Raw genomic sequence first — 13,146 nt, forward strand, 5'->3', positions numbered from 1 at the left:
GGTAAGGACTGACTCTTCGTGACACCATCCGAGAATCCCGAGGCAGCGGGTTCGAACGGGACTCCGTCGAGCCCACCCTGGCAGCGGGTCGGCAAGGACGGCGGCGACGCCGAGGCGACGGTCGGGCTGGCCACGGACGAGGTGCGCCCGGCCGGCGAGACGCAAACCGTCTCGCCGGCCGAGCACCCGGTGGTGACCGGCAGCGCCGCCCCCCGCCTCTTCGGCGGCGGCGACACCCCGCCGGGAGGCGAGCCGTCCGCGGCCGCCATCCCGTCGGCGTCGACCCAGCGCGCCCGCCCCAGCGCCCTCCGCCGCCCGGGCCGAGGCCCGCGGCGGGCGAGCCTGCAGGTCAAGCGGTTCGACCCGTGGTCGGTGCTGAAACTGTCGCTGGTGCTGGGCGTCGCGATGTTCTTCGTCTGGCTGGTCGCGGTCGGCGTCCTCTACACGGTCCTCGACGGCATGGGCGTCTGGGACAAGCTGAACGGCACGTACTCCTCCCTGGTCGGCGGCGAAGGCGCGAACGCGTCCTCCGAACCGCTGATCAGCGCGGGCCGCGTCTTCGGCATCGCGGCCATCCTGGGCGCGATCAACATCGTCCTGGTGTCGGCACTGGCCACGGTCAGCGCGTTCATCTACAACGTGTCGGCCGACCTCGCCGGAGGCCTGGAAGTCACGCTGTCGGAACGGGAGTAACCCGGTTGCAGGGCCCCCTCGGGGGTCCTGTAAAGTTCTCCTCGTTCAAGGGCCTATAGCTCAGGTGGTTAGAGCGCTTCGCTGATAACGAAGAGGTCCCAGGTTCAAGTCCTGGTAGGCCCACCCGATTGGCCCGGTTGCGCGTAGAGAAAGCCTACGCACAACCGGGTGTTTTTTTGCCCTGGGGGCCGAGCCCCCAGACCCCCACGGTGCGTTTCGTTCCTGACCCAGCGTGGGTTGCGTCTCAGGCTTCCAGAGCAACCTGGCTGGCCGCCCACGATGCCAACAGGGCCAGACCGTCCGCGGTCGGCGTGCCGGCGGGGGCGGTGTAGACGGTCAGGTGCAAGCCGGGTTCAGCTGGCAGCTCCATCGACTCGACGTCCAGGTCTAGCTGGCCCACTACCGGGTGGTGCAGACGCTTGCGGCCGGACCGGTGGAGTCGAACGTCCTGGGAAGCCCATCGCTGGCGGAATAGTTCACTGCGCGTCGACAATTCGCCGACCAGGGCGATCAGCTCCTCGTCGTGCGGATTGCGGCCGGCTTCCATGCGGAGCTTCGCGGCCGTATCGCGGGCGATTCGGTCGTAGTCGACGAAGAACTTTCTCGCCGATTCGGGATCCAGGTACAAGAACCGCGCGGTGTTCGCCGGTCGTCGCGTGTCGGCCAGTACCGGTGAATACAGCGCGCGGGCGAGGTGATTCACGGCCAGCACGTCATAACGGCCGTTGCAAATCCACGCCGGTGCATCGGTGATGGCGTCGAGCACCTGGTGAAGCGCCGGACGCACCGTCAAGGCGGGTCGCCGGCGGCGTGGAACGCTGGAGGCTCTGGACTGCTGCGCGAGGTGGAGCAGGTGATCGCGCTCGGCCTCGTCGAGCTGCAGGGCGGCGGCCAACGCGTCGAGCACTCCGTCGGAAGTGCCGGCGAGGCCGCCGCGCTCCATGCGCACGTAGTAGTCGACCGATACTCCGGCCAGCAGAGCTACCTCTTCGCGACGCAGGCCTTTGACCCGGCGGTTGCCGCCGTAGGCGGGCAGTCCGGCTCGCTCGGGCGTGATCCGCGCGCGACGGGAGCTCAGGAATTCCTTGATCTCGGTGCGCAGATCGATCGTGGCCACCTCGTCACGGTAGGCCCAGTCCGCAGGCGGAGGGAGGTTCTGCTGGTACCCCCGACGCCTAGGTACCCGTTGCGGTCGTGGCGATGCCGCCGTCGACCGGGATGATGGTGCCGGTGAGGTAGGACGCGGCCCGGCTGGCGAGGAACACGGCGATACCCGCCATGTCGTCGTCGCGGCCGAGCCGGCGCAGCGGGGCCTTCGCCGCGATCGTGTCGCCGATGGCATCCAGCGTGGACGCCATCATCTGCGACGGGAACGGTCCTGGGGCCACTGCGTTCACCGTGACGTGCTGCGGGCCCAGTTCCCTGGCGAGCACCCTGGTCAGTTGGTGGAGTCCCGCTTTGCTGCTGGCGTAGGAGTAGTTGGGCGACGCGGCGACGTGGATGGCGGCGATACTGCCGATGTTGACGACCCGCGCGGGATCGTCGGCGGTGCCCGCCCGGCGAAGTGCGGGGAGCAGCGCCTGCACCAGCCAGAACGGCGACTTGAGATTGAGGTCGATCACTGAGTCCCAGGCCTCGTCCGGGAACGTTTCCAGCGGCTCGCGCCACATCGCTCCCGCGTTGTTGACGAGGATGTCCAAGCGCTCCGAGCCGGCCGTGACAAGATCGGCGAGGCGTTGACACTCGTCGTGCCTGGAAAGGTCGGCGGGGATTGCTTTGACGTCACCGAATTCGGACAGCAGATCCTGGGCCTCCGCGCACGTGTCCGCATTGCGTGAGCTGATGACGACGCGGGCGCCCGCCTGCAGAAGGCCGCGCGCGATCATCATCCCGATGCCCTTGGTGCCGCCAGTGACAAGTGCGTACTTCCCACTCAGATCGAAAAGGTCCGCGTGAGTGGTGAATCGGCCGTCCGCCATTGGTCGTCATTCCTTTTGTCGGGGAAACCGCAGTGCTCGACCAGGTTGGCAGGCGTTCTGGACGGCTGGGAGATCCTGGTGATCCAGGTACTGCGAGAGCCACGATCCTGGGTACAGGTCAGCCCTGCCGGGAAGAGAAGTGCCGGCAGGGCTGAGTTGGGGGTCGACCACCTTGTACAACGACGGCGCTCGGTGCGGTATTTCCGGCCGGGTGTGACGTGGGTTACTGGTGGTTCCAGTGGTTCCACGTGGAACACGGCGCTGCGGCACCGGTCGATCTCGTGCCCGGCCGGTCCGGTAACATCGCGGGGTAAGGGAAGCAAGCTGAGAAGGGGGCTTCGGTGAAGAAGCTGCTGGCACTCGCGGTTATCGCGGGCGGCGTCCTGTTCGTGGTCAAGCGCAACAAGGCGGCGAAGGCCGAGGCCGACCTCTGGCGCGAGGCGACCGCTCCGGTCCCCTCCAACAACGGAACCACCCCGGCCAAGCCGGCGGGCGCGTCCCACAACTGAGTCTTCGTGCGGGCGGTCCGCCGTCCGCACCCGGGGCTGTAGCTCAATTGGTAGAGCACCGCCTTTGCAAGGCGGGGGTCAGGGGTTCGATTCCCCTCAGCTCCACAGCGCTGTAGACGTGACAAAGGCCAGGTCAGAGGGCATTTCCTCCGGCCTGGCCTTCGTCGTATCAGGCGGCCGTACCTCCCGCCGTGCCCCCTGCGTGCCCTTCGCCCCGGCCACGCGCCCGCCGGCGGGCGCGTTTGCCCTCCGGCCGCTTGCGTGCGGACTCGATGTTGCGGCTCATCGAGTCCGCGATCGTGTGGTCACGCTCGCGCCGCGCCCGCTGGTAGAGCAGCGCGGCCCGCGTCGTGGAGTGGCCCATCCGTGCCATCAGCTCACGCGTCGTCGCGCCGCCTTCGGCGGCCAGCTCGTTGCCGCTGTGGCGGAGGTCGTGGAAGTGCACGTCATCCGGGATCCCCGCGGCCTTCTTCGCCTTCACCCACAGCCGCCGGAAGTTGTGCCGACGTAGCCGGCCACCCTGCGGGCCGACGAACACCAGGCCGTCCGCGCCCGGTTCGGCGTACCGCTCGACGTGCTCGCGCAGCTCCGCCACGATCGCCCGGGGAATCGCGATGCGACGCTTTCCCGCCTCGCTCTTCGGCCCTTTCACGCGCGGCCCGCCCTTGACCTCGGTTTGCGAGCGAAGGACGCGAATTTCCCGACGCTGCAAATCGACGTCGCGACGTCGCAGCGCAGCCAGTTCGCCGAAACGCGGTGACGTGAACGTCGCCAGCAGCACGAGCATCCGGTAACGCGGCTGCATCGCGTCGGCGAGCTTGTACACCTGCCCAATGGTGAGCACCGGTCGTTCAGCGGAGTTGTCCTCGCCTGCACCCTTGATCCGACACGGGTTGCGCTTCACGATCCGGTCCTCATCCACGGCCGTGTTGAAGATCGCCCGCAGCAAGCGGTACGCCTTCGCCACGGTCGGCTCACCGACCTTCCGCGCCAGCAATTCGCTGCGCCACTTCCGCACCGTGGCTTCCTTGATCGCGGCCACCGAAAGGCCGTCGAGTCGCGTTGTCGCGAGGTGGTTGCGCACGATCCCTTCGTAGCGCTCGCGCGTCGAGTCGCTGAGTTTCCGTTCTGCTACCCACGTTGTGGCGTACTCGATGAAGCTGGCCTTTCCCGACTCGGGGCTCACCCAGTCGTCTTGGGCAATCTCCGTGCGCTTCGCAGCGAGCCATTCGGACGCCTCGCGACGCGTCTTGAACGTGTCCGGCGCGGGCCGGAGCAGGCCGTCCGGCCCGGGATAGCGAGCCTGGAAACGGCCGGACTTCAAGGGGCGAATACGGCCCCAATCGCGGCGCCGGTCAGCCATCAGGCCACCTCCTTTCGCCACTCCGGCCGTGGTCGGACGGTGCGGGCTTCGATGTAGGCGGTCACGACGCTTTCGGCTATGCGGACGTGACGACCGACCTTCACGAACTCGATGCGCCTCTCCTCGATCAGGCGGCGCGGGAACCGGACGGAAGTGCCGAGCATTTCGGCCACTTCCTCGACTTTCAGGTAGTGCTCTCGTCGTGGCGTGGTGCTGTCCACAGTGGTCTCCAGGTCTCGCGGTGGGCGGCGAACGGCGCGCTTCGTCATGGCGGTGGGTCCTCTCCCACCCCGGTCGGCCGGGGCGAATTTGGGCGTGTGGGGTCGCCGTGCGGCCAGCTGGTGGCGCACGCTGCGATGTCACTTGGCGGGTGCGTTAGGTGGTCGTGGTGCTTCAGCCCTCCGGCAGGGCGTTGATCCATTCGGTGAACCGGTTGCGCGGGATCTCCCAGCCGTTCGCGGTCTGGACCGCGGGGATGCTGCCGTCTTCGACGTAGCCGCGGGTGAGGTCGACGGACAGGCTGATCAGGTAGGCGGCCTGCTCGACGGTGTAGGTGGTCGCGTCCGGAGCGAAGATCGGGACGGGGCCGGTGAAGGGCGCATCGTTGTCGGGGTGGCCAGCCACCGGGTCGGTGGTGCTGGCGTGGTGCGGGAAGCGGTACAGGCGTGCGGTCATCGGTGGTTCCTTCGGGTGTGGTCACTGCCCGGCGGCGGCCGGGAAAGGGCGTGCGGGATCGCCGTGCGGCCAGCTGGTGGCGCACGCTGCGGTGCGAAGCTGCTCGGTTGCTGTTCTGCCCCTCTGCCAGCCTTGGCGAGAGGAAGCTGGCAGGGAGGGTGATGGCCTGGGGTGCCCTGCCGTATCCGCCTAGCGTCGTGGTGGCGTAGGTGTCCCGGAGTGCCGCTGTGGCACGGTTTCCGGGCCGGTGTCGCGTGTAGACGCTGGGTGCTAGCTGCCTGGTCGGGTGGCCGTTCGGGTGCTAGCGGGGACGCTAGATCTAGCGTCGGCGGACGCTAGGTGCCGGCCGGACGCTAGGCGGCGCGCGCCCGGCTAGGCCTAGACCCTGGCGGTGGCGCTGAGTGCGGCTCTGGGGCGGTTTCACGGGTGTCTCCGTTCGAGGGGCCTAGGTACCTAGGTGGCTGGTCAGCGGGTACGGAGGGGTCTAGGGGAGGGGTCTAGACCTAGACCCTCTGCGGTCTAGAGCGGCTAGACCAGGGAGGCGAGGGAGGGAACCGCGGCGAGGGTCGCCAACCCCGCGAATCCCGGGGGTCGAGCGGCCGGATTCCCTTCATTCCCTAGGCTCCCTCGCCTCCCTGCTGGGGTGATCTCCGCAGCTCAGCCGTAGGGAATCGGGCGAGGGAGGCGGGTAGGGAGAATTCCCTGCCGTTCGGCCGGCTCCCTCGCCGATTCCCTCGTGGCTCCCTCCGGTCGCGGCGGCCCACGCCGCGGTGGTGAGGGCGGCCTCGCACCGGTCGAGGCGGTCGAGGGCGCGGGCGACCAGCTGGTGGAGGCGAGCCGCGCTCGAGTACGTGATCCGGGTGGCGGCCGACGCGCTGAACATGGCGTAGCTCCTTCCTGTTGTGGCTGTCCGGCGTGCTGCCGGGCGGGTTAGGTCGTGGGTTAGGTCGGGCTGGCCGGGTTAGTTCCGTAACCCGGCGGGTTAGGTGCCCGAATGCGGCTCTGACCTGCGTGGGTTAGGTGGGTTAGGTCGCAGGAGCGGGTTAGGTCGGGGCTCCGGAAGCGGCTCAAACAGGGGGGCGGCGGCGACGTGCGGGGACCTAACCCGGGCGCCCCGGGCGAGTTACGGCCCGGATTACGGACCTGCCGGCCGGATTACCGCTGTAATTCGGGGTTACCGCGGCCCGTAATCCCGTCTGACCTGCGGAAAGTTACAGGAATTACGGTTTGCGAGGTGTTCGGGAGAGGCCTTCGAGAGCCTGGTTTCGCGGGTGCGCGCGGCCCGCGCAGCCCGTAATTCGCCGCGTGTTGAGATCAGGTCGGGGCTCCGGCGGTGCGGGGCCGGGGCGACTGGCCGGCGGGGGTGATGCGAGTGGACAGCTGGTGGTCGATGGCGCGCATCGCGGCGTGTAGCAGCCACGCGAGGCCCACGAGCGGGAGCCGCGCGACGTGCAGGGTGAGGAACAGCGCGACGGCGAGGACGAACGCGGCCAGTCGCCACGGTCCGTAGTAGTCGAGGACGTCGAACACGGACATGAGGTGTCTCCCGGGCGGATGAGTTGTGGATGGAGTCGCCGGATGAGTTGTGCGAATGCAAATGAGCTGTCTCATTCGGCGGATGAGCTGCCTGTTCAGGTGCTTAATCAGCGGGAATGAGTCGGTCTGCCGCGAATGAGCCGGATGAGTCGGCCCCGACTGGCCGCCCCGGGACCCCCATTTCGCCGGTGTCGGCGCGGGCTGGGCCGACTCATCCGGGCACTCGGCACCCCGAACCTGCGCGGTTGCTGTGCGTGCTCGCGCTGGTGGGCGTCGGGCGCTGCGAACGCGGACATCGATCCTCCGTCGGTGGTGGTGCGCGGGCGATGGGGGGAACGGGAGGGAGCCGGCGGGGGAGCCGACGCGCCGGGGAAGGATCTGCTTCGCCGGCTCCCCTCCCGCCTCCCCTAGCCCGACCTGAGGTTTCGGTGCGGTAGGGGAAGAGGGGAGCGAGGGGAACAGCTTCCTGCGACCCCCCGGTTTCGAGGGTTTTCGCGGTGTCGGGACGGGTGGGTGGTGCTCCCCTTCGCGAGGGAGCGGTGGCGGTGCGCGGTATTGGGGTGTGCGCGGTAAGCGCGGTAGCGCGGTAATTGCCTGACCTGCGGTTATGCGGCAGGGCGAGCGCGACTTACCGCGCACCGTGCGCGGTAAGTCGGAAACCGCGCCAGTGTTTCCGCTGGTCAGCGACTTACCGCGCTACCGCGCTTACCGCGCAGGGGTCAGCCGTCACGCGGGACTTGGACGGCGGTGTAGACCTCGGTGGGGCGCCCCTTCCCGGCGGCCGGGCGCTTCCCGACGACCAGCCGTCCGGCCTCGACCAGCGTGACCAGGTTGCGGCGCGCGTCGTCGTTGGCGCGTTTGTGCTTGTGGCAGAAGCCTTCCCGGATCTCGTCCCGGCTCCGCCCGGCGGCTCCGGCGTCGGCGATCCAACGGAGCAGCTTCGCGGCGGCCTGGTCGTTGCTCAGCGCGGTGCGGGCCGACGCGATCGAGTACCGGACCAGCGCGGCGGCGGAGAGTAGGTGGCGGGTGTCGATCGCCGTGGCGCCGTCCAACGCGGTGTGGATCGCCGCGATGCGCAGGCAGTAGGGCGCGGCGCGGGAGATGAATTGCTCGACCGCCGGGACGTCACCGGTGTCGGTGCCGAACTCAACGTAGAGCCGCCGCCACAGCTCGTTGCCCGCGGCGGTGAACCCGATCGCTCCCAGCTGGCCGCCCTGGTCCAGCCGTTCGGCCAGCTCCGCCCCGATGCCCTTCACGAGCATGTCCGGGGCGCCCTGCCCGCCGGGCAGGAATCGGGCGCGCGACACCATGACCGGCAGGAACCGGTTGTACGTCCCGCCCGCGAGGTCCGACGCGCTGACCTTCGCGCGGAACTCCTCCGGCGTGATGTGCCCGAGGATGCCCACGTGCGACTCCGGCGCCACCCGGGCGGTCACGGCCAATGTGGACAGATCACCGCCCTCCCACCCGGCTCGCAGCGTCGCCGACAGGCTGTTGCCCTCGCGGCGCATCCGCTCCATCACCCCGGCCCATTCGGGCTCGACCACCAGCAGCCGCCGATCTCCCGGTGGCAGCCGGCCACCTGCGCGGCGCTTGCCGCGCGCGGCCGGGTCGTCGTTCTCTGTGGACTCCTCGGGGGTGTCGGTGAACAGGTTGGCCAGGCCCTCGCCGGAGGTGAGTCCGGACCGCTGGTTGGTGACCATGAAGTCCGGGGCTGCCGCGACGGCCAGCCGCCGGGCGCTGGACCACCCGGCGCCCTTGCGGCCGGAGTTGGTCCGTCCGATCACCAGTGGCCAGACCAGCAGCGGGTGCAGGTCGTCTCCGGCCCGCACGTGGGGACCCTGCCCGAGGTGGACTCCGGCGAAGCACAGCAGCGAGGCGAGGACGTTCACGGGGTCGCCCTCGGTGTAGTCGGCGACGGACTCGACCAGGCCGCCGAGGTAGCAGTCGAACACGGCCGGGTCGATGGCCGGGAGCGCGGCGCGAGCCCGGCCGATCTCCGCGACGGTGAACGCCTCCGCTGCCGCATCGTCGCCGGTCCCGGCGGGTGCGGACCGGTCCGGACCGTGCCCGGTCGGGTCGGACTGGACCGGGTCGGGGGACGGTTCGTGAACGGTGTCGCCGGGGGTGGTGGTGACGGCCCGCAGGTGTCGCCCGAAGGCGTCTGGCTGGGTCACTGGTGAACCTCCGATTGTGCTGCCCGGGTCCAGGGCTGGGGGTGTGGACTGGTGCTGGTCACGGCCCTGGACTCACGGCGGGTCGTGCGGGTGGATCGGGCCACCTCGCGGGGTGGCGTGCTGGTGTCGAGCGTGCCGTCGACGCGGGGGCACGGGTAAGGCACACAAGGGGGCGCACTCGCACACAGCGGGGCGCAAACGCGGCCCGGTGGTCTGTCCCTCGGTCAGGCGTCGGGGGTGGCTCCGCCGTCGCGGACGGCGGCTTCGAGTTCGTCGTAGACGTCCACGCCGACCAGTTCCGCGGTGCCGTCGGGGCGGGCGAGGAACACCGGGACGTAGAAGCGGCCCAGCCCGTCGGTGAGCACGTTGACAGTTAGCTCGACCGGCTGGCCGGCCGGAGTCCCGGGGGCCTCGCCGCTGGGGCGGGCCTGCCGGGCGCGGTGACGCTTGGTCATCGGAAGTCCTTTCGAGCGGTAGAACGGTGAGGGTGGCCGGGCGAGCCTGCGAGGCTGCCCACGCGGGCCGGGGGGTGTCCGTTTTGCCGGAGAGTCGGGTGAGTTTGTGGGTGAGTTCGGCTGAAACCGGGTGAGTTAACGCACTTGCGGGTGAGTTGCCGTTTCAGGGGCCTGGCCTGCGGAAGTGAGTTCGGGTGAGGCGGGTGAGGCGGCCTCTAGAAGGCCCCGAAAACCCCCGTTTTCGCGGTCCTGGCGGGGGCCGGGTTCCAGCTAACTCGGCTCACCCGCCCCCGACAGGAACCGAGCAGATTCAGCGGTCGCGGTGAGCGGTCTTGCAGACCTTGGCCGCGCACCGCTGCGCCGAACGCTGGGAGTGGCCGGGCCAGACGTCGCTGTCGCCGTGGCGATGGCGGGCGGCGAGTGCGCGCAGCTGCGTCCGGCCCAGCGTCGCCAGGCCGGCCAGCGCCTGGCGGGCGGACTCGTCCACCAGCAGCGTGTACTGGCTGGGCTCGTGGCCGCCGTGAGCGATGGCCAACGCCACCTCGTCGGCGGCCAGGGCGACCGGCCCGCGCCCGGTGTCGACCGCCCACAGCCCCACCCGGGTCACGGGCGTGCCGTCGGGCCCGGGCTCCGGCGGGGCCGGGGCCAGCGCCACGCCGGAGGTGGTGGTGAACCCGGGCGCGGTCATCACGCGATCTCCGGCGACAGCCGCGGGGCCGGGACGTCGGTGTCCGTGGCGAACACGCGAACCGAGCAGGTCCAGGCCAGGTCAAGGCGTTCGCTGTCCCAGGTGCCCGACTCGATCCCGGCCAGCTTCAGGCGTTCCTGCTCGATGGCGAAGCCGCCCATGGCCCACGCGGACTCGATCACGGTCCGCCGGACCAGCGCCGGGTCGGCGAGCCAGTCGATCAAATCCTCGCGGCTGGACCCGTCGGTGACGTACATCAGCACCGCCGTGATGTCCTCAAAGGACAGCGGCACGCCCATGGTGATGGTGGTGACGACGCAGGACTGGTTGCCTTCGCGGTGGGCCGGGGCGAACTCGACGCGGTGGCCGTTGACCTTGGCCAAGGTGGTGGGGAGTGTAGAAGTCATGATCAGGCCACCTCCGCCGTCTCGTCGTCGGCCGATTCCGGGGACTGGCCGCCTTCCACGAAGTCCGCGTAGCCGCGTTCCGCGCAGGCGTCGAGCCAGACGTTCACGGAGTGGCCCGGGATGCGCACGGCGCCCTTGCCGGTGCCGATCTTCAGTGCGTCCAGCTCGCCGGAGGTGATGGCCCGGTAGACGGTGGAGCGCGAGACGTCCAGCAGTTCCGCCAGCGCCTTCACGCGAAAGATGGCGTTATCCTCAACTCGCATCGTGGCTCCCAAGGTTTCGATGTAGGCCCCGGCCGGTGTTCCAGCACCGCCGGGGCCGCTTGCGTTGTGTGCGCTCTGTGCGACACCAGAGACGCTACGGAGAACAGAATACCTAGGCAAGTCAGACATAGCTGTTATCACCTGAATGGCCTAGCTTGGCTGACCGCGTAGGCTGTTCGACGTGGAGAAATTCGATCCGGACGACCCTCGCGCGTCCTACCAGTTGGTGGCCGACACCATCCGGGATCGCATCGAGGACGGCACGTACGCAGTGGGGCTCAAGTTGCCGCCACATCAGGAGGTTGCCGACGAGTTCGGCGTGTCGGTCGGCACCGTCAAGCGCGCCTATGCGCTGCTTCAGGACGCGAAGCTGATCGTGCCCAAGCAAGGGATGGGCACCTACGTTCGGCAGCGGACCGCGGAGTCTCAAGCGGAAGCCGCCGCGACGCTGGCGGACGCCTTTACGCAGATCGCGAAGCTGAGCGAACGCCTCGCGGTGGTCGAGCAGCAGTTGCGCAGTCATGGCTAGGTCTCCCGTCTTGGCCCTGGACCCGGTGGTGGCTCTGGCGTCCGTGATCGCTGTTGTCCCTTCACGATCGCCCGGCCGGGGCGCGTGCGTCCAAGGTCCGCTAGTCCTATTGCGCGCCCCGTATGACCGCCTGGCATAGGGCCAGGTCGGAGCGGGTACAACTCAGCAGCCGGCCGCGAAAATCGCAGGCCGGAGAACTCTTGCGAAAGGGTGTGGCACCTAGTGCAGACAGACCAACAGTCCTGGCTGTCCTCGCGCGCAACGGCGGAGATGGAGCTGAACACCGGTCTGCTCGCTGAGGTCTTGCGCGAGTACCGAGCCTCGAAAAAGATGAGCCAGGCCGACTTGGCGCAGATGCTGAACCTTGACCAGTCGTACGTCTCGAAAATCGAGAACGAGCAGCGCCAGGTTCGAGACCTTGACGTCCTGTTGCGAATCGCTACGACGCTCGACGTTGCACCGAGCCGTTTGGGGATATCGAACGCGCTCCTGCAGCCTGTTTCGGCTCCTGAAAATTCGGTGCTCGTTGGGCACGTGGACCCGGTCCAGGTGAGCCAGGCTGAATGGATGCGTTCACGTCGCGATTTGAATCGCAGACGTGGTGATCTGGCGCGAGCGGCGTCGGAGCTGTATCGGACTGAAGCGCGAATTGGCAAGGTTCCGTTCATTGCGCAAAGTCGTTGGATTACGTCGGGTCCGGTGCCGCTTGAGAACATCGAACTCAAATGGTCCGATTCCGTCGAGGCCATGGCCGTGACCGGGTCCGAGCCTGAGGCGGATCCGGTGCTGCCCCTTCGCGCGGCCGGCCGCCGATTCGACCGGTACACGACAGCCATTCGCTACCTGGATCCTCCGAAGCTCTTCGAGAACCGTTCGAGCTATCGACTGCTCGACGTCGATTTGACCGAGTCCAAGGGATCGATGACCTTCGGGCTTGCCACCTACTTCGACAAACTCGATCTCTCCGAAGCCATCGCGCACGAGTTGGCGGTTGCTCCGTCGGCGCAGGGGCGAAAGGCTGAAGCGAAGTGGGAGGAACTGCCTCTCCGGAGCCTTATCGGTGATCCGTTCCATCTCCACCGTCGCGCACTTATTCCCGCGATTGAGACGCTTACGTTGCGGCGTGAAACTAAAACCGGGGACGCGACATTCCTTTTGCATTGGCGCGACCCGGAAAAGGTGGCTACTGCTGCGGGAATCTACGGTTTGATTCCGGCTGGCGAATTCCAGCCATCCACCGTTGCCACGCATGACCGAGAAAACGACTTCAATTTATGGCGCAACATGGTGCGAGAATACTCCGAGGAAGTCCTCGGGGAGCCGGAGCGCGACGGTAGTCAAGCCGAACCCCTCGACTACGAAAACTGGGAGTTCTACAAAGAGCTGGAAAAGGCTCGTGCGGCGGGGAAAGTTGCCCCGTATTGCCTGGGCGTTGGGCTCGACACGCTCACCTTGACGGCCACGATCCTGACGGTTGTCGTGTTCGATGACGACGTGTTCGATCGGCTGTTCGGTGACGCCGTCAGCATCAACGCCGAAGGCTCCCTGGTTTCGGCGGCCGACTCGACGAAGGTCACGGACGGGCTGCCGTTCACGGAGGAGACGGTGCGACGGCTACTGACTGACGAGCCGATGGCGTCACCGGGAGCGTGCATCCTCGATCGTGCGTGGCGATTTCGAGATAAGCTGCTGGGCGGTCGCGATTGAGCTGTAGTCTCGCCGGCCTCGCGCAAACTGTCTCTACGGTCGCTACTCGGCTAGTAGCGGTCGGTACGCCTCACTCGGTCGCGCGAGATTCGACGACGGGCCTCGTGGTGTAAATGGAGAGGGGTAGTTGGTGAGTTTAGCTAGCGAGATCGAGGCAGCAGTTCG

Annotated in this window: 15 protein-coding genes and 2 tRNA genes; 6 read left to right on the forward strand and 11 right to left on the reverse strand. The window is 68.2% G+C overall.

Annotation, left to right across the window (positions count from 1 at the left end):
- Nucleotides 1–18 precede the first annotated feature (18 nt).
- The gene (locus tag OG439_RS38415) at nucleotides 19–693 is read left to right on the forward strand and encodes a DUF3566 domain-containing protein (RefSeq protein WP_247059658.1); all 675 of its coding nucleotides are present in this window, start codon (nucleotides 19–21) and stop codon (nucleotides 691–693) included.
- Between the two features lie 49 nt (nucleotides 694–742).
- A tRNA-Ile gene (locus tag OG439_RS38420) sits at nucleotides 743–816 on the forward strand.
- Nucleotides 817–937: 121 nt separating this feature from the next.
- Here OG439_RS38420 and OG439_RS38425 read toward each other — a convergent pair.
- Entirely contained in the window at nucleotides 938–1,810 is an 873-nt protein-coding gene (locus OG439_RS38425; RefSeq protein ID WP_326945432.1) for an MmyB family transcriptional regulator, read from the reverse strand.
- Nucleotides 1,811–1,868: 58 nt separating this feature from the next.
- On the reverse strand, nucleotides 1,869–2,672 hold the full coding sequence (locus OG439_RS38430) for an SDR family oxidoreductase (protein ID WP_326945433.1): 804 nt from the start codon (nucleotides 2,670–2,672) through the stop codon (nucleotides 1,869–1,871).
- Between the two features lie 341 nt (nucleotides 2,673–3,013).
- On the opposite strand from OG439_RS38430, the gene OG439_RS38435 reads away from it, so the two are divergent.
- The gene (locus tag OG439_RS38435; protein ID WP_086679331.1) at nucleotides 3,014–3,181 is read left to right on the forward strand and encodes a DLW-39 family protein; all 168 of its coding nucleotides are present in this window, start codon (nucleotides 3,014–3,016) and stop codon (nucleotides 3,179–3,181) included.
- 32 nt (nucleotides 3,182–3,213) lie between these two features.
- A tRNA-Ala gene (locus tag OG439_RS38440) sits at nucleotides 3,214–3,286 on the forward strand.
- A gap of 64 nt (nucleotides 3,287–3,350) precedes the next feature.
- Here the strand turns inward: OG439_RS38440 and OG439_RS38445 are convergent.
- From OG439_RS38445 to OG439_RS38485, 9 genes are all read right to left on the reverse strand, one after another.
- Nucleotides 3,351–4,544, reverse strand: coding sequence for a tyrosine-type recombinase/integrase (locus OG439_RS38445; protein ID WP_326945434.1), 1,194 nt, complete (start codon nucleotides 4,542–4,544; stop codon nucleotides 3,351–3,353).
- Nucleotides 4,544–4,813, reverse strand: coding sequence for a helix-turn-helix domain-containing protein (locus OG439_RS38450; RefSeq protein WP_326945435.1), 270 nt, complete (start codon nucleotides 4,811–4,813; stop codon nucleotides 4,544–4,546). Before OG439_RS38450 ends, OG439_RS38445 begins: the two co-directional genes overlap by 1 nt.
- A gap of 124 nt (nucleotides 4,814–4,937) precedes the next feature.
- Nucleotides 4,938–5,219 (reverse strand): hypothetical protein, encoded by a 282-nt coding sequence (locus OG439_RS38455; RefSeq protein WP_326945436.1) that lies wholly within the window; start codon nucleotides 5,217–5,219, stop codon nucleotides 4,938–4,940.
- Nucleotides 5,220–6,533: 1,314 nt separating this feature from the next.
- Entirely contained in the window at nucleotides 6,534–6,755 is a 222-nt protein-coding gene (locus tag OG439_RS38460; RefSeq protein ID WP_326945437.1) for a hypothetical protein, read from the reverse strand.
- 719 nt (nucleotides 6,756–7,474) lie between these two features.
- Nucleotides 7,475–8,932, reverse strand: coding sequence for a DUF3987 domain-containing protein (locus tag OG439_RS38465; protein ID WP_326945438.1), 1,458 nt, complete (start codon nucleotides 8,930–8,932; stop codon nucleotides 7,475–7,477).
- Nucleotides 8,933–9,156: 224 nt separating this feature from the next.
- Complete coding sequence (locus OG439_RS38470; RefSeq protein WP_326945439.1) at nucleotides 9,157–9,297, reverse strand: hypothetical protein; 141 nt, start codon at nucleotides 9,295–9,297, stop codon at nucleotides 9,157–9,159.
- A 400-nt stretch (nucleotides 9,298–9,697) separates the two neighbouring features.
- Nucleotides 9,698–10,075, reverse strand: coding sequence for a hypothetical protein (locus OG439_RS38475; protein ID WP_326945440.1), 378 nt, complete (start codon nucleotides 10,073–10,075; stop codon nucleotides 9,698–9,700).
- Nucleotides 10,075–10,482: a hypothetical protein gene (locus OG439_RS38480; protein ID WP_326945441.1), complete on the reverse strand. Its 408-nt coding sequence runs from the start codon at nucleotides 10,480–10,482 to the stop codon at nucleotides 10,075–10,077. The genes OG439_RS38475 and OG439_RS38480 overlap by 1 nt, the downstream gene beginning before the upstream one ends.
- A 2-nt stretch (nucleotides 10,483–10,484) precedes the next feature.
- The gene (locus OG439_RS38485; RefSeq protein WP_326945442.1) at nucleotides 10,485–10,745 is read right to left on the reverse strand and encodes a helix-turn-helix transcriptional regulator; all 261 of its coding nucleotides are present in this window, start codon (nucleotides 10,743–10,745) and stop codon (nucleotides 10,485–10,487) included.
- 181 nt (nucleotides 10,746–10,926) lie between these two features.
- On the opposite strand from OG439_RS38485, the gene OG439_RS38490 reads away from it, so the two are divergent.
- Together OG439_RS38490 and OG439_RS38495 are read left to right on the forward strand one after the other, a co-directional pair.
- On the forward strand, nucleotides 10,927–11,274 hold the full coding sequence (locus tag OG439_RS38490) for a GntR family transcriptional regulator (protein ID WP_326945443.1): 348 nt from the start codon (nucleotides 10,927–10,929) through the stop codon (nucleotides 11,272–11,274).
- Between the two features lie 222 nt (nucleotides 11,275–11,496).
- On the forward strand, nucleotides 11,497–12,981 hold the full coding sequence (locus OG439_RS38495; RefSeq protein WP_326945444.1) for a helix-turn-helix domain-containing protein: 1,485 nt from the start codon (nucleotides 11,497–11,499) through the stop codon (nucleotides 12,979–12,981).
- Nucleotides 12,982–13,146 lie beyond the last annotated feature (165 nt).

The sequence above is a fragment of the Amycolatopsis sp. NBC_01307 genome (assembly GCF_035975215.1).
GTDB lineage: Bacteria > Actinomycetota > Actinomycetes > Mycobacteriales > Pseudonocardiaceae > Amycolatopsis.